This is a genomic window from Psychrobacter sp. TPE 89C (genome assembly GCF_055522395.1).
The window spans coordinates 1-15,023 of sequence record NZ_JBVFXW010000060.1 but is presented as its reverse complement, the minus strand read 5'-3'; the positions used below and the strand labels follow the sequence as shown (position 1 = coordinate 15,023).

General features: G+C 39.2%; 19 protein-coding genes. 4 read left to right on the top strand and 15 right to left on the bottom strand.

Annotation, left to right across the window (positions count from 1 at the left end; all coding sequences use genetic code 11):
- Nucleotides 1-204: 204 nt before the first annotated feature.
- Nucleotides 205-1,080: a tetratricopeptide repeat protein gene (locus ACZW67_RS13005; RefSeq protein WP_465183597.1), complete on the bottom strand. Its 876-nt coding sequence runs from the start codon at nucleotides 1,078-1,080 to the stop codon at nucleotides 205-207.
- 95 nt (nucleotides 1,081-1,175) lie between these two features.
- Here ACZW67_RS13005 and ACZW67_RS13000 point away from each other — a divergent pair, with 95 nt between their 5' ends.
- The gene (locus ACZW67_RS13000; RefSeq protein ID WP_465183596.1) at nucleotides 1,176-1,373 is read left to right on the top strand and encodes a hypothetical protein; all 198 of its coding nucleotides are present in this window, start codon (nucleotides 1,176-1,178) and stop codon (nucleotides 1,371-1,373) included.
- Between the two features lie 53 nt (nucleotides 1,374-1,426).
- Here the strand turns inward: ACZW67_RS13000 and ACZW67_RS12995 are convergent, their stop codons facing one another.
- The 8 genes from ACZW67_RS12995 to ACZW67_RS12960 all read right to left on the bottom strand — a co-directional run bounded on the left by ACZW67_RS12995 (nucleotide 1,427) and on the right by ACZW67_RS12960 (nucleotide 7,060).
- Nucleotides 1,427-1,846 carry a hypothetical protein gene (locus ACZW67_RS12995; protein ID WP_465183595.1) on the bottom strand — a complete coding sequence of 140 codons (420 nt, stop codon included), beginning with the start codon at nucleotides 1,844-1,846 and terminating at the stop codon, nucleotides 1,427-1,429.
- 163 nt (nucleotides 1,847-2,009) lie between these two features.
- On the bottom strand, nucleotides 2,010-2,681 hold the full coding sequence (locus tag ACZW67_RS12990) for a tetratricopeptide repeat protein (RefSeq protein WP_465183594.1): 672 nt from the start codon (nucleotides 2,679-2,681) through the stop codon (nucleotides 2,010-2,012).
- 150 nt (nucleotides 2,682-2,831) lie between these two features.
- Nucleotides 2,832-3,524, bottom strand: coding sequence for a tetratricopeptide repeat protein (locus tag ACZW67_RS12985; RefSeq protein ID WP_465183593.1), 693 nt, complete (start codon nucleotides 3,522-3,524; stop codon nucleotides 2,832-2,834).
- A gap of 315 nt (nucleotides 3,525-3,839) precedes the next feature.
- Complete coding sequence (locus ACZW67_RS12980; RefSeq protein ID WP_465183592.1) at nucleotides 3,840-4,211, bottom strand: hypothetical protein; 372 nt, start codon at nucleotides 4,209-4,211, stop codon at nucleotides 3,840-3,842.
- A 14-nt stretch (nucleotides 4,212-4,225) separates the two neighbouring features.
- Nucleotides 4,226-4,558 (bottom strand): hypothetical protein, encoded by a 333-nt coding sequence (locus tag ACZW67_RS12975; RefSeq protein WP_465183591.1) that lies wholly within the window; start codon nucleotides 4,556-4,558, stop codon nucleotides 4,226-4,228.
- Between the two features lie 4 nt (nucleotides 4,559-4,562).
- Nucleotides 4,563-5,921, bottom strand: a complete 1,359-nt coding sequence (locus tag ACZW67_RS12970) for a hypothetical protein (RefSeq protein ID WP_465183590.1) — start codon at nucleotides 5,919-5,921, stop codon at nucleotides 4,563-4,565.
- Between the two features lie 267 nt (nucleotides 5,922-6,188).
- Nucleotides 6,189-6,473, bottom strand: a complete 285-nt coding sequence (locus ACZW67_RS12965) for a hypothetical protein (protein WP_465183589.1) — start codon at nucleotides 6,471-6,473, stop codon at nucleotides 6,189-6,191.
- Between the two features lie 65 nt (nucleotides 6,474-6,538).
- Complete coding sequence (locus ACZW67_RS12960; RefSeq protein WP_465183588.1) at nucleotides 6,539-7,060, bottom strand: hypothetical protein; 522 nt, start codon at nucleotides 7,058-7,060, stop codon at nucleotides 6,539-6,541.
- 129 nt (nucleotides 7,061-7,189) lie between these two features.
- Between ACZW67_RS12960 and ACZW67_RS12955 the strand changes: the two genes are divergently transcribed.
- From ACZW67_RS12955 to ACZW67_RS12945, 3 genes are all read left to right on the top strand, one after another.
- The gene (locus ACZW67_RS12955) at nucleotides 7,190-7,756 is read left to right on the top strand and encodes a hypothetical protein (protein ID WP_465183587.1); all 567 of its coding nucleotides are present in this window, start codon (nucleotides 7,190-7,192) and stop codon (nucleotides 7,754-7,756) included.
- A 356-nt stretch (nucleotides 7,757-8,112) separates the two neighbouring features.
- Nucleotides 8,113-8,781: a hypothetical protein gene (locus ACZW67_RS12950; RefSeq protein ID WP_465183586.1), complete on the top strand. Its 669-nt coding sequence runs from the start codon at nucleotides 8,113-8,115 to the stop codon at nucleotides 8,779-8,781.
- Between the two features lie 64 nt (nucleotides 8,782-8,845).
- Nucleotides 8,846-9,247 carry a tetratricopeptide repeat protein gene (locus ACZW67_RS12945; RefSeq protein ID WP_465183585.1) on the top strand — a complete coding sequence of 134 codons (402 nt, stop codon included), beginning with the start codon at nucleotides 8,846-8,848 and terminating at the stop codon, nucleotides 9,245-9,247.
- Between the two features lie 249 nt (nucleotides 9,248-9,496).
- Here ACZW67_RS12945 and ACZW67_RS12940 read toward each other — a convergent pair whose 3' ends face one another.
- The 6 genes from ACZW67_RS12940 to ACZW67_RS12915 all read right to left on the bottom strand — a co-directional run bounded on the left by ACZW67_RS12940 (nucleotide 9,497) and on the right by ACZW67_RS12915 (nucleotide 14,620).
- Nucleotides 9,497-9,748, bottom strand: coding sequence for a helix-turn-helix transcriptional regulator (locus ACZW67_RS12940; RefSeq protein ID WP_465183584.1), 252 nt, complete (start codon nucleotides 9,746-9,748; stop codon nucleotides 9,497-9,499).
- 167 nt (nucleotides 9,749-9,915) lie between these two features.
- A complete protein-coding gene (locus ACZW67_RS12935) occupies nucleotides 9,916-10,827 on the bottom strand; it encodes a recombination directionality factor (RefSeq protein ID WP_465183583.1) in 912 nt (303 codons plus the stop codon).
- A gap of 140 nt (nucleotides 10,828-10,967) precedes the next feature.
- A complete protein-coding gene (locus tag ACZW67_RS12930) occupies nucleotides 10,968-12,095 on the bottom strand; it encodes a YqaJ viral recombinase family nuclease (protein ID WP_465183582.1) in 1,128 nt (375 codons plus the stop codon).
- Between the two features lie 108 nt (nucleotides 12,096-12,203).
- Nucleotides 12,204-13,196, bottom strand: a complete 993-nt coding sequence (locus tag ACZW67_RS12925) for a DUF932 domain-containing protein (RefSeq protein WP_189580934.1) — start codon at nucleotides 13,194-13,196, stop codon at nucleotides 12,204-12,206.
- A gap of 49 nt (nucleotides 13,197-13,245) precedes the next feature.
- Nucleotides 13,246-13,527: a hypothetical protein gene (locus ACZW67_RS12920; RefSeq protein WP_465183581.1), complete on the bottom strand. Its 282-nt coding sequence runs from the start codon at nucleotides 13,525-13,527 to the stop codon at nucleotides 13,246-13,248.
- Nucleotides 13,528-13,681: 154 nt separating this feature from the next.
- A complete protein-coding gene (locus ACZW67_RS12915; protein ID WP_465183580.1) occupies nucleotides 13,682-14,620 on the bottom strand; it encodes a YagK/YfjJ domain-containing protein in 939 nt (312 codons plus the stop codon).
- Between the last annotated feature and the right edge of the window lie 403 nt (nucleotides 14,621-15,023).

Here is a 15,023-nt window from a genome sequence, read left to right as displayed (position 1 = left end):
TGCGTTATTGACAGTATAGCAGGTCTATTTCAGAGCACGTGATCCGGTGCTTTTCCACCCCTAAATCCATTTACCATAATCTACCTTTATGCGAACAGTCAGGGTTTTTAGTTGATTTTTATTCTTACTATTTTCCTTTATAAGATCAAAATCGCAATGTGGTTTATTAATCAAAAAACCTGCCTAACACTCAACGCTCTACCTCTAATTTAAGATCCGATATTTATCACAACCAATTTGTAGCCCATTATCACAAGCCTTACCAAAGTACTCTTTTGCAGTAGCCTTGTTTTGACGCACGCCTTTACCATCCTCGTAAAATATTCCAAGGCTAAACTGCGCCTCAGCCAGACCTTGGTTAGCAGCTTTTTCAAACCACTGAACTGCTTTGGTATAATCTTGACTCACACCTTCGCCATTGCCATACATAGCCCCAAGGTTGTATTGTGCCTTAGCCACACCTTGGTTAGCAGCTTTTTGATACCACTCAACTGCTTTCGTATGGTCTTGACGAACGCCTAGCCCATTCTGATACAGAACCCCAAGGTTGTATTGTGCCTTAGCCACACCTTGGTTAGCAGCCTCGGTATAAAAATGAAGTGCTTTGGTATAATCTTGGCTCACACCTTCACCAATTCCATACATCCTACCAAGGTTAGCCTGCGCCTCAGCCAGACCTTGGTTAGCAGCTTTTTCAAACCACTCGGCCGCTTTAGAATAATCCTGACCTACGCCTAAGCCTTCGCCATACATATAGCCAAGACTGTATTGAGCATCAGCATCACCTTGATTAGAAGATTTTTTAAGCCACTCAACCGCCTTAGCATAATCCTGACGCACACCTTCGCCTAGGTAGTACATCCCTCCAAGTCTGTATTGAGCATCAGCATCACCTTGATTGGCTAACTCCTGCAGTTCTTTAATTGCATCATTATCTCCCTCTATTTCTTCAACAAGTATTTCTGCTTTAGCAACTTCCTGACGGTTTAAGTCTTGTTTTTCCTGACAGCTTGTAAGGAAAACAGACAAGCATACAATAGGAAAAATCATCACTGCTGATTTATGTTTAGTAAAAATCATATAGTTAGTATCTCTTTTTATATTTTTTGCTAAAATGTTACTAATATGTAAACAGTAACATACAAAGTCCTACTAAAAATCAAAGGTATATTTATATGCAAGATAATGGACTATTGGGCTGCGGTCTCTTTCTGGTATATATCGCTTTCTTTTTTATTACTGGAACAATGGCCTTCAGTATCGTTGAACCACATAGCTTTATTGGCATATTAGGATTTTTAATAGTTTGGGGTATATTGCAATTCGTAGGCCAAGCTATACTGGCCGTTTTATTTTCACTATTAGCTAGATAAACAACCCTATATTATTAAAATCCTCAAACTTAATTTTTTTCTTCCTGCCTCAACTATCGCCCCATACTCGGAGATCGTGACCTTGTAGGCACTTTAGCACGCTCAAGTTCTTGCTCTTTGGCTTTTATTGCTTCTCTCACTTGTCCAGTAATCTGTTTAATTCCGTCAATTCCGCCTGTATTTCTGTCTGTGAGCCGGTTATTTTCGTTTGTGACTGCTCTATTTTGATCTGTGCGTTCACTAATTCGCTCAATCCGTCCTCTAACTTCACTGTATCGTTCTCTAATTTCGTCGTATCGATCTTTAGATAATCGGGCGGTGTTATCTGTACTCTGATACATCTTCAACTGCTCTAAGAGCTGCATCTGAACGTTTCCTAACGCCAATAACTCGCTTATCAACGTTGATTGTGTTGTTGCGTGATTTTTCCGATGCTGTACCCAACCATTGAACACGCTGGTTTGTTCTGTCAATGTACTATTCGTGCCCTTCAAATCTAGTAAGCTCTTTGTAAGAGCTTACTTGTAGGCTGCTGTGTTCGCTCCTAGTAAATAAATTGAGCGTAAGTTAGTCTCTATTGAATCGTCCGCACTGAACTTGTCCACTCTTCATCCTCACTATAGGATTTAAATACTATTAGCTGCTTAATAAAATATACTGATCACAGCTATCTTCATCTTCGTTATTACAACCCTTTTTAAACCATTTTAGTGCGATTACAACATCTTTAGGAACACCTTCACCCTTTGCATACATTTGACCAAGGTTATATTGAGCGTATGATATTCCAGCACTTCTAATATCATTAGAACCATATATTTGGTTAGCTGCTTTTAGATACCATTCGATTGCTTTCTGATAATCCTGTGGTATACCATCACCATTTTCATACATTTCTCCAAGAGCATTTTGAGCAAAGGAATACTCTTGATCTGCTGCCTTCGTATACCAATCAAGCGCTTTGTCATTATCTTTAGAAATACCATTGCCTAACTTATATGCCATTCCAAGATTAAACTGAGATTCTGCATCTCCCTTATCAGCAGCTTTTCGGTACCATTTAACAGCATTGGTATCATCTTGTTGGACACCGCTTCCTGTATCGTACAACCATCCGAGTCTACGCTGTGCTGCTACAATTTCTTGGTTAGCTGCTTTTTGTATCCACTCAAAAGTTTTCTCATAACTTTGAGGAACACTATCACCTCCAGCATACATCTCTCCAAGCTTATATTGAGCTAAGGCATCGCCCTGTTCAGCCGCTTTTTTATACCACTCAAATAATTTATCAGTTTCTTGAGCTGACATATCTCCTTGCTCCGCTAATGTCCCTATTGTTGCAAAGTCTACTGCTGAAGCTAATGTAGATAATCCTAACGAAAAGCCTAAAATTAGTGCTCTATGAGTAATCTTTCATCTTAATATTCTCACGATTATTAATATTCCTTATCTAACTATTCATAACTCATCACAACTTGCTTGATCGCCACTATCACAAGCTTTACTATACCAATCTCTTGACTGCTTTTTATCCTGAAGAACACCTCTGCCCTCAAAGTACATTAAACCCAGACTGTTTTGAGCTAAAGCATACCCTTGATTAGCAGCCTTTAAATACCATTTAGCTGCTTTTACGTCATCCTTACTAACGCCAGCACCTTTTTCGTACATATCACCGATATTATTTTGAGCTCCGGCATCTCCTTGATAGGCAGCTTTTAAGTACCAATCCATTGCCTGATCATAATCTTGTCTAACGCCTCTACCGTTATGGTACATCCATCCAAGATTATACTGCCCATCACCATACCCTTGATCAGCGGATTTCCTATACCATTCAACTGCTTTAACAGAGTCTTGACTAACGCCATCAGCATGCTCGTACATCCATCCAATATTAAATTGAGCCGATGCATTGCCTTGTTCTGCCGCCTTCTGATACCACTCAAATGCTTTAGCAGTGTCTTGGGCAACACCATTACCTTCGTCGTACATCACACCAAGGTTGAATTGAGCTGATGCATTCCCTTGATTAGCGATTGCACTCGTCGTATGGAAGTCGGCTGCAATAGCAGGTGCTGCCAGCCCTACTGACAAGCCTAAAACCATTAATTTATAGGTAAAAATCTGGCTTAATGTTTGTAGATTCATACTTTTTCCTTTTCAATTATCCAACATCTGGTCTGCTTAGTAATTCGGCACGCCCAAAAAGTAACCCTTCATCGTCATCCGATCAAAACTATATAGATGAGCATGCGGCGAGACCCTACAGCGTCCTACCAGTGGTGGCGATTGATCTGGCTTACCGTTAGCCAGATTAATTACTCCAGAGCAAATTAGACAGACTGAAGTGAACTCTGTAATCCTTGCTATTAGACGCTTTAACGACACGCTGATAAGGCAGAATATATAGCGGCATAAAAAAATATAGCCAGTTGAGATAAGCAAAAGGAATGAATGCGATTATTACTTATTCATCAATCTCAGAAACTGTGGATTGGTCACCTGCATTTGCATGTTATTTTTATATTCTTCAATTTTCCCTCTAGCACAGAAACGTCTACCGACAAAGCCATCTATCTCACCAAAACGCTCTTCAAACCAACGATAGTCTTTATTCCACACCAGCACAGTCAATGACTGATTTGGATACTTCTTATCTAAGTTGAGATAGTGTCTATTGGAGAAATGCTTAGTTTCGGCTAATGTGCCACAAGCCATAACTGTTTTACCAACATTAAACGGTGCCTTAAAAGCTTCAATCTTAGGCTCAGCAGCATGTGACAATGTAGAGCCACACAACATAATACTCATAACGATGGTAAGTTTTTTAAACATAGTGACCTCAATAATTAGATTGAACTGATATTTTTAAAAAATAGAATGATAGCGATAGCAATAGTTATAAATACAGATGAGTAGATAACGAGCTGGCTCGCTGTGAGATGGTTTTGATTTGCTTTTTCTCTTGCTGAAATTTTTATTGTCTTATTAACGATCTTTGCTCTCTCACTTGCAAGTCTTCGCTTTTCAGCTTCATTGGATGCTTTTATAGTAGCGTTCTCTTCGGCTACCTTCTTGAGTCTTTCATCTTCCTCTCTATTTTGTTTGGCTTGAACATCAGTACTAAGCTCATAGATAAAAAGGAAAAACATGACAAAAATTACTGTAAAAAACGTCCACATACTTTTATTTCAACTGATTCATAGAAGATAGTTTAATCTGAGGTGTACCTTTATATGAGCTGACAGTACCTTGTACACATATATCACTACCCTCATACTGATCTACGTTATCAAAGTTACCCATGTCAGAGTTCCAAATTACTACAGTGACATCTTGATTGGGGTAAGAGGTACCTAGATTGAGATACTTGCCTTTGCTAAAGCCTTTGATCTGAGCAACATAACCACACACGACGCGGTAATCACCAATATACTTATAGGCTTGTGCAGCTGGCACTGTGTTAGAGATCACAGCTTCGTAGCTTTGGCTATTCTGTGCCTGATTAGGAGGTGGTTGATAGACATCAACTTTTTCAGCTTCTCTTTTGACGATAGCAGTAGGTGGTGGAATATCTTCAAATACAGATTCAGCAGGCGTGTCTTCAAATGAAGGTGTGTTTGTATTGCTATCTTGATCGGCAACGACTGCCCCGCTTGTATTGATGGAACTAGATTTTATTGAGGCTTGAGCATTGTCAGCTATGGCGTTACTACTATTGATATTACTTTGCTCATCATCTGTATCGTACACTAAAGATGATGATTCACTGACTAATGCTATTGGTGCATTATCATTGCTTTTATTAAAGAACGCGTTTGCACCTAATGCCACAATCACTAACCCCGCAGAACCTGCTATGAGCATCTGACTGGCTGTAACTTTTATTTTAGTTGGCTCTTTAGATTTACTTACGATGACTGGTTCGATTGGAACATGTTGTACATTAGAGGCGTTATTCTGGTTAATATCGGCTTGTAGCTCTGCTATTGCAGCTTGGATACTAGCAATTTCGCTACCAGTAATCGTAGAAGAAGATCGGTTATTAGTAGCTTTCTGCTTAGTAAGCTCGTTCTTTAGCTGATTGAGCTCTTGTTGGTACTCATTAACGCGCTGCTGACTTTGCTTTTCAACTGTTTTTTGACTAAGCTGATTTTTGCTTTGCAACTCTAGGGTTTTTCGGATCTCGATAACGATTTTATCTGGCTCTTGATTCATCTTATTATTGGTGTACCTTAACAGTACACCATAAATAGCCATTAAATCGTTCTGTCTTTCTAACATATCGTTAAAATCACGATAGTTATTTACTTTCCAATAGCCATCTAACTCGATAGGTAATTGATAGCCTTTTGATTGATTTGAGATCATAAAGTCAATGTATCTATTACCACCATTTGAGTCTTTAAAATGGTATTGAGCAGTTACGTCCTCTGGTCTTATCTCAGGTATCTTGGCTAAAATAGTTCTGACAAAGTTCTCTTCATAACCTGCAATATGTTCAATTTGCTTGCGATTTTCCGCTATCCATTCGTCCCAATTCATTACTACGTTCTACCTTGTCATTAAAATTTTTGCTATAACTGAGTTATCGCCGATTGATATGTAACAGTTATTGATGATTAAAAAGTAAAACAGATCTATTTTATAAATAATAAAATCAATTATCAGTAATATATTAAAATTGTATTTTACCCCCTACATTCAAAGCTTATATGGTTCCTTGTAGTAGCTACATATAGATACCACTAAAATAGATAATACTATTCTAACTACCTGAGTGCTGCATAAGCTGAGTTTGTATAATTAGAACTATTTTGAACTTGTACCGTAAATGACAGTTTGCTTCTGATTTGAATCGCTACCCTTGCTTTCACGATAATAAGTTACTTTTACTTTTTTAGTAAATTTATCGACCGCGCCATTTGGATTGACGCTAGAGAGTAGTACCTTCCCATCCTGACCTGTATAAATATTAATATTACCTACAGATGTATTAGCAGATTTTTGACCTTCATCCTCGTAGATAAAAACATTATCTGCAACGGCATTAGCCGCTGTTAATGATAATAAAGTACCTATCAATAGTTTAAACATGTTTCGTACTCACTTTTATTTAGTTTGGCTAATGCTCTGGTAAAAATAGCGTCTGTATGTTTGTGCTAATCACTAAACCGTATTTCTTTAAAGGTTAATTTATCACTATCCCACATATAAATTGTACAAGCAGATTCAATATAGCAGAACATTATTGATGGGTAATTTATCTTGAATGCAGAGGGCTCTCCAATCGCACAATCCCAATATCCTTTACCACAAGCAGATTTCCATATTTTGTTAGAAGGTTCTGCTAGATCAATAGCAAATGATTGCGGAGACATATCGTCACTATCTGTAAGCCTGAACATCTGAAAATCATGTCCCCGCTGTAAGGCAACCTTTGACTTGTTAATTGAGACAAATACACCGTAGCCTGTATTTAAATCTTTTTTAGGAAGAATATAAGCTTCATCTTCAATACCATCACCATTAAAGTCAGCTTTCAGATGATTAGGTGCATCAAATCTCTTCCAATCGCCAGCAATATCGACTTTAGTTGGTAATCTATAACCAGTAGGCAACTCGAATGCGAATATAGACTGCGTACCAAATGCTAAACAAAAACATAATAGTAGTTTTTTCATAAAATTCCTAAGTGTTAATTATTAGTCAACCAGCAACCATTTTGTTATCAGTCAGTAAAATAGAATATACTTTCAGCTATAATAAAACATTTGTCTTATAAATGCTTAAATTATGACGGATTGATAGTAATGAAAAATTGGCAAGTAATCGTTTTATGTTTTTCAATAATAGTATCTGTGTCAGCTGCTACTTTTTATCTTAAGTATCAACCAAAGACACTAGTAACATCTAACTACGGACCAGTTGACCTAGGTAAAGTCTTTTCTGAAAGACCAATGATTGATATCACATTGGTGGACAAGTATGGTAATGCTGGTGGTGATAAAGAATTTGCTAATGGTATTAGTTTTTATGACAGATCTAAACCAGTAGATGAAGCCATGAGGAATCTTGCTAATCTTTGGAATCTATCTAGCACAGATGATGAAAAGATAAGATATGACAAGATGAGCCTAATTGAAGATGATGTTTATACATTGAAAGTTCGGACTTATATCTCCTATCTCAGCTCAAACTTTATCAATACTCCCTATACTCTTACAATTGAAGAGAGAACATATCGCTTGTCAAGCGATAAAAAGCTCAAATATGATATTGAAAAAATAATCGATAACAATTTTAAATACACTAAAAACAAGATTTCAAACAACTTATTCATCACTGACAAAGTAGCATATGAGCTAGAAAAACTATAAAGCAAAAACTTATGAATATTTGTAGTATCGAGCATAATATACTCGATACTAACGCCTTCGAAAATTTGATTGAGTGAATGATCAACGGTTATTTATTCTTACTCTAAGTCTCGAATACCCACCACAGAAATCCATATAAACTTAGCAGACTTTTCAACTCCACATGATTTTTTGATGTCGCTAATATCTATGCTAGCTTTATCTTTCTGCAGGTAATACAGAATCAAATACGGTTATCACCTGATTAGACCCAGAATATCAATGCTACCTACTTCCTGTAATAATATAGCAAGTTTTACAAACAATAGATTACATGTTAAATTCATAGAAATATCTACCTATAAGCCTGAAAATATATGAATAATTTTTACAAAGTCATTGCTTTGACAACTATCACAACTATTGTATCTGCATGCACTACTGCCCCCAATGTAAAAAATATGAGAGTTCCTACTAACCAGACATACCAATCTGCAATGGTAATCAAGACTTCAGAAAAAGAACAAATCTTAGGTATAGTCAAAAACTTTGCTACAAGCGTTGCTTGCTCAACCTCTTTCGATAATGATGCGATAGCCAAAACTACAGTGAATGATGTCTTTTTGGTAGGCACTTCGAACTTAGGAGATTCTAGGAATAAGAACTTTAATTCAGATTATCTAGTTTATTGGAGCGGTGATATAGGTTGTTCGGGAGGGAATGCAGATAATACCTCTTTCATGACATTGGTTAATAGATTTTCTGATAAAAGCCCCTTCTTAATTGAAACAGATTTTGGTAGAGATGACATTCGTCATGAAAGATTCTTTAGTGATTTAGGCATTTACCCTCGTTTTGTTAGTGAAGTTGATTATAAAAATGGAGTTTTCAGTATTATCTCCAGCCATGATAATAATGATGGTACAAACGGGTGGATTGGTAATAACTCACCCAGATATAAATATCAGTACACTGTTACAGGTGATGTATCTGAAGGTTGGAAGGTTGTAGAGAAAAAATTGTTAGCAGACTATAAAACTCAATAGATCACAATCATGAGTATGCAATCAAATAGAATATGAAGTTATAGTTTAACTAAAAGAGGTACAGATGCGTTTCCTGAAGGACAATATAGTTTATAAAATAATGGTTTTATCAATTTCAGTTGGGTTATCAATATCTGCTATGTCAGCTGATTGGATGACTACTAGAAACTTAGCTCAACAGGGTGATGCTCAGGCTCAATACGAGCTTGGCTCGATGTATTTTTTTGCTACAGATGCAAATCTAGAGTCTGATCCTACAAAATCATTTGAATGGTTTTTCAAAGCAGCTAAACAAGGCCATCCTGAAGCTCAAACCCAGCTTGGCATGATGTATGGGGGTGGTTTTGGTGTACCTAGAGACGACTCTAAATCAATGTACTGGTATAAAGAAGCAGCAGCACAAGGCGATGCTGAGGCTATACTCACTGTTGACTGTATAATGTTCCCTAGTGATAAATGCGGTTAACTCGTTATTAATATTATTAACCAGTAATTAGTCGATCGGCTCTATAACTGATGGTATAGAAATGATCGCTTTTTTATGTACAACTAACTAGAACCAGTTATTCATATTTATTAGCAATACCTATCTAATAAACTCGAATGAAAAAAAATACACACGATACTCTAGAAACCATCTAGAGACTCTATAAAATCGTAAAATTACAAAAAAAATAAACCGCCTTACCTTTTAAGGTGAGACGGCTTAACAGGTTTAGGCTGAGCGTTCCTCTATCTTAGTATTGATCCACTCTGCAATCTCACTTGCTACCCACACTACCCTAACCTTCGTAAGCTGTATCTTCTTAGGGAACGTTGGATCGTAGCGTTTAGAGCTTTCATCAATCATCTCATAGATAGTCGAACGACTAAGATTTGTGTAGTTACCAACATCTTTAATATTCAGTAGCTGTGGTATATGATTGCATTGCTCGATTACTGGCTGTGCTGCGTTTAAATTTTCCATGATTTTCTCCTTGTAAGTGAATGAGAGCATTTCCCCTCATATACTTATCGAGTCCTATATTTTTTTACCGCATCCCATACAGTTCCATGGTTAGCCTTAATTGAAGCCATAAAAAAAGAGCTGATTCATTCAGCTCTTTTTTATGCCGTATATGCGTGTCAGTTGTACTAACTTACAGCCGTCACACTCTGCCGTAGCCCTTGCTCAATACTAGTCACGTCACGAGTCGCTAACCCATTCTGATAGTCACCCTGCTGACCACTGCTAATATCACCTGTCTCTACGGGATAAAACTCCTCGACTACCTCCATGGCATCTTCACTATCGACACCAAAGCAAGAATTAACATAGCCTTGTTTAGCAGCTGCCTCTAATGCCGCTTGATCAAAGCCATGTTCGCTAAGCTCCGCATCTATCGACTGTGCATCTTGTACGGCTTGTTTGAGTGTCACATCATCACGCAGCGTTAAATCCACAAAGTAAATTGGCGTGCGATAGCTTTGCGTGGTGCTCTTACCTCTAAGCGTGAGTTGCAGTGGCAAACATGACAGCTTGTTGCCTGATACCGCCGCAAAGTAGCTTAAGCGTGCTGATAAGGTACGGATACTATTAAAGCCTGTGGTGCGAAAGATGAACGTACCCAGCTCATCGTCTTCACTCAGATTTGCGTATAGTCTGCCATAGGGCTTACAAGCACCGCCTTGTGCCAGTGGACAGCGATCAGGGGATGGGCATGGTAGTTGCTCTACGCCATTATTGGTTCGACGCTGACATTGCTCACCATCACCCACGCATAGTGGACGACCTGTTTGTCTATCGAACAGCGTGTACTCTGCTCGCAGGTTTAACTCCGGATCATTAAACAACATGCGTACGGGAATCTGTCTGAGCTTACCGTCATTATTTGCGCGTAGCTTTGCATCAAGTGGATGATTGATCCAGCCGTCTTTGTTCTGCACTTGACTGGTGATGGTGAATTGATCGTCTTTGGCAGGTAAGCGCTTGCCATCTTTTACAATGACACGTCCAATACTGATACGACCTAAGACTGGTGGAGTTATTGTTAGACCTTTAATCATGGTGGTATTCCTTATGGGTTTAATAGATTATGTTTAGCCATAAAAAAGCCCACCTGTTTTAGGTGGGCGGTTATGCGCTTGCTTTGATTCATTAGCTTTGACTGGTTGATTGCTGTCTTAATAATTGAGTGATCGTCAGCTCAATCATTAAGCACAACGAAGCGTCTGCTGCCTTGCTTGGTTTTACTGAACTTGGCTAATAGCTCAGGATGCACTTTGATAACGGCCTTGCTATCTAGACCGACACTGTCTTTCGAGCGCTTCCATGAAATAGCCCCCTTATCAAACACAGCCACTTCATTATCAGCAATCAGTGTTTGCAGCTGATGCTTCACTTGGTCATGACGCTCTTCTAGCTCCTGCATATAGTTACGGTAGCTTAGCAATTGCTCAAACAGCTTGTTAGCACCGTCATCATCCGTTAGATCAACCTTGCTTGATGGCTTAGGGGTTGGGTACAGCTGCTTTAATGCACGGGCAGCAGATTCTGAGTGGTCAGGGGTTGGTGGCGTGTCTGTTTCCACGTACTGCCAGAATAGACGCTCATGCTCCATGATAGATTCAATTAAACGCTCATCACGCTCAACCTTATAGATCTTAGCTTCATGTCCACATAGCAGCACACAGATATGCGCAGCAGCTTTACCTGTGACTGCCAATTGGTGTTGTACTTGGCACGTCACATACAACGGCACGCCATGCTTCCACAGCTTAGCTCCATGTTCACCAGCGGTCTTACACTCTAGAATCTGTACCTCATCATTGCCAGTGATGGCATAGTCTAGGTTAGCCAGCATAAAGGCCTTGTCAGGATCAGGATGCTGCAAGATGGCATTGACGCGGCGTACTTTGTTTCCTGTATGCTCTTGGTAGAACTTAGCCACCATCGGCTCAAGCGTATTGCCCCAATAGAGTGGTGAATATCCTTCAATGCTCTCATCGATGTCTGAGGTCATGCGTCCTGTCTTGATCATCCATAGCTCAAGCATCGACAAATACGGATGGATGCCACAAGCGGCAGCGGCATCAGAGCTGCCAATGCCTTGCTTGCGAAACTGTAGCCAGTCTTCACGGCTCAAAGATTTGGTATTGACCAGGCGTTTGGCCGTAGTCACAGAACTAGCCGATGGTTTAGTAGGTTTGTTCTCTCCCTTGGTCTTTGGTATATCTTCGATACCATGTTTAGTCTTTATTGGCATTTTAACTTTAACGGTGGCACGCTTAGACTGTCTTTTCTGAGTTGCCGTGTTTAATGCGATTAGGTTCATAGTGAATTCCTTAGTAGAGTAATTATTGATTGATATCAAATGAAAGGCATAAAAAAACCACGCTCAAAGGCGTGGTTAATTGTGTGGAACTTAATAAAACGTAGCTGATCAGGCAAGCATCAGTAGCGATTGCTCTAACCCTTTCTGTTTCAGCTTAGCGCCAGCACCGAACCATGCTGAATTGAGACGATTATCCGTATTCATCGCACGCCGTTCATGATCCACGTACTCAGTAATGCTACATAGCAAACCATAAGCCGTATCACTGGCGGCATCAAGTGTGGCACCGCGACCTTGACCGTTAAACATCTTCATGACCTGATTCATCGCTTTAGCATTAGGCACCGCATCTTTCTCTTTCTTAGCGCTGTTAAACAGAATGATGTCATTGTCTTGATCGTTGAACACACGGCTCAAATAATTGGCTGCTTCTGCTTGGGTGACTCGGCGCTCAGAGAGCTGCTTCATCTCATAGCTGTGTTCTTCCCACTGCTTGACCGATACGCCCAATTGCTGCTTGACCTTATCGGCATCAAACGAGGTGCTATGCGGTACTTTCACTACACCGCCATTACCGTTTGCTAGGCTAATCGCTAAGGTGTTATTACAAACTACACGGATGGATGTAAATTGAGCGGTAGTCGCTAACGTGCCGTCACAAGCGGTTGCAAGCAGCAAGTAGCCATTACTGACATCTTTACCCTTGAGCGTTGCTGACTGGCCTGTACGGGCCAATGCCCATAGCTTGCGCCCTCCCTTTAATACCCCAGCAGTCTCAAGCTCAAAGTCAGACTGTTCAGTAAGATCACGATAGAATTCTAGAATCTCACGAGGCTGTACTTCTTGATAACGTTGACTGACCACCGATAACGGCTCGAAGTTATCACTACGGTATAAAACCTTCTGCTCAGCAAAGGGCAGAATCAGGTTGTGCCCTTTATCATTGTTTGCCATGTAGCTGACGTCTGATGACTCTATACGCCAGTCCATACCCGCTTGTTTTGCCCAGACCTCAAGTGGCTGCTTGGGTGCAAGCTCATTACCTAAGCCGTGCCAAGGTGTTTCGCCAACGTAGGCCATTGATTCGATTAAATGTGCCATGAGAATATTCCTTTTAGATTGATTGATTAAGTAAGTTGATGGTTGATGATTAATTAAAAGCCGTAAACACGTGAGTACAGTCATCACAGCGATACTGCTTATTGATCATCATCGGTAAAGCGGTATTTGATTGAGCCATCTCGATCACGATTGCAATCGCAGTACCTGTAATCACACCGATCACAGGATGCACTCTGAATGACTTACATAGACTGACACCAAGACTGATCAGTGCAGTAGAAGACAACAGCTCATCGATCAAACGATCATGAGTACCATCAGCCATCTCATACACCGCTAATGACTGACAACGTGGACATACTAATTTCATAAAGACTCCTCCTTAAATGATGGACATAAAAAAAGGCCTGCACGAGGCAGACCTTTAATGATGAGTAAGGATAAGCATTAGGACGTTAATGCTCGATCTCATGAATGTAGTATGTATCTGAAATTATTTAGCTATGGACTATGCTAAGTACTACTTATTCCTTAGGGATAGTTCCGCGACCAAAGCTGCGCATGCTTGGCATCCATGCTTTAAGGCGCTGCTCGTATTTTTCAGGTCGAGTTAAGTACAGTGCTGCATTAATGGCATTGTTAACCTCTAAAGGGCTATTTTTATGAATCATGCCAATACCAAGCGTGCCTTGCTTTTCGTACGTGCGTTTATGCACGCTCGTATTACAGTTATAGTACGAACCAAGACCATCCGTTATCTTTGCCCACTTTTTACCAACAGCATCACCTAAGAACCAGTCTTTCTGACGCTTGTCACCGTTATATATCAATAGCAGATGGCAGTGTAAGCCACCATTATCAACTCCTTGTTCTATCGCCCAAGCATATCCCCTTAAATCTTCGAAACAACCCTTATCTTTAGTAGTGACCTTTCCAGCCTTTCTTTTCTTTTCTATCTCCCTATCCCTTTGGATTGTTTCCATAAGCTGATTCATGAAACCTTGAAAGGTTTCAACGTCGACAAGATGTGTAAGCTCTGCTTTTATTTTGATATCCACCCTCACAATAAGTACACGTGCGTACCCTTCTAAAAAGCAACTAATATATTTTTTAAGTGATTGGCTATTGCGCTGCTCTTGGAAAGCGAAGTAAGTAATTGCAGTGTTGAATTTATCCCGATAACAAGCTAACGCATTTAAAAAACGTTGCGTCGTATCCTCATTCCAAAAAACTTCATTGGGATTGTAGTTACCACAGGCAATACAACAACTCACCATAAACCATTCTATAGAGTTGGTGTATTCCAGTTGATTATCATAGATGGATGTCATTGGTTGATAATAAATATTCAATTGCTCACTAATTTGTTGAATGCTAATGACTGATTTCGGGTTCAGTATATCGCTTACTAGTTTGTCGACTTTAGCGACTATAGTGTCATGATTAAAAAGTTTTATAGTCATTTAATTTTACCTAGAGTTATTCGTTCATAACTTTAAGCAAGTAGATAATTTATTATTGTATTAGGTTGACTGTACATCATGATGATAGATTCACCATATATACAATAGTATTAATAACCGGATTGGGAGTTGAGTGAATATGCTTCTGTAGCGTATGTTCTATTTCTAAAAACACTTCTCATGTGTGATTCAGCTAAGTGGGGAGTTACGTATTTTTTGATTCAATATAGAATTCTGTTAATTTTTTCGAATAATAGGAATAATACGATTTTTTTGTTCTACAATACTTATCAATAGGAAGGTACTTCGCGATAATCGATTACTAAAAAATTACTAGTAAAGTTATGTTAAAATGATTTTTAAATCACTAAATAATTTTCAATTATGATATTTATAATTAAGG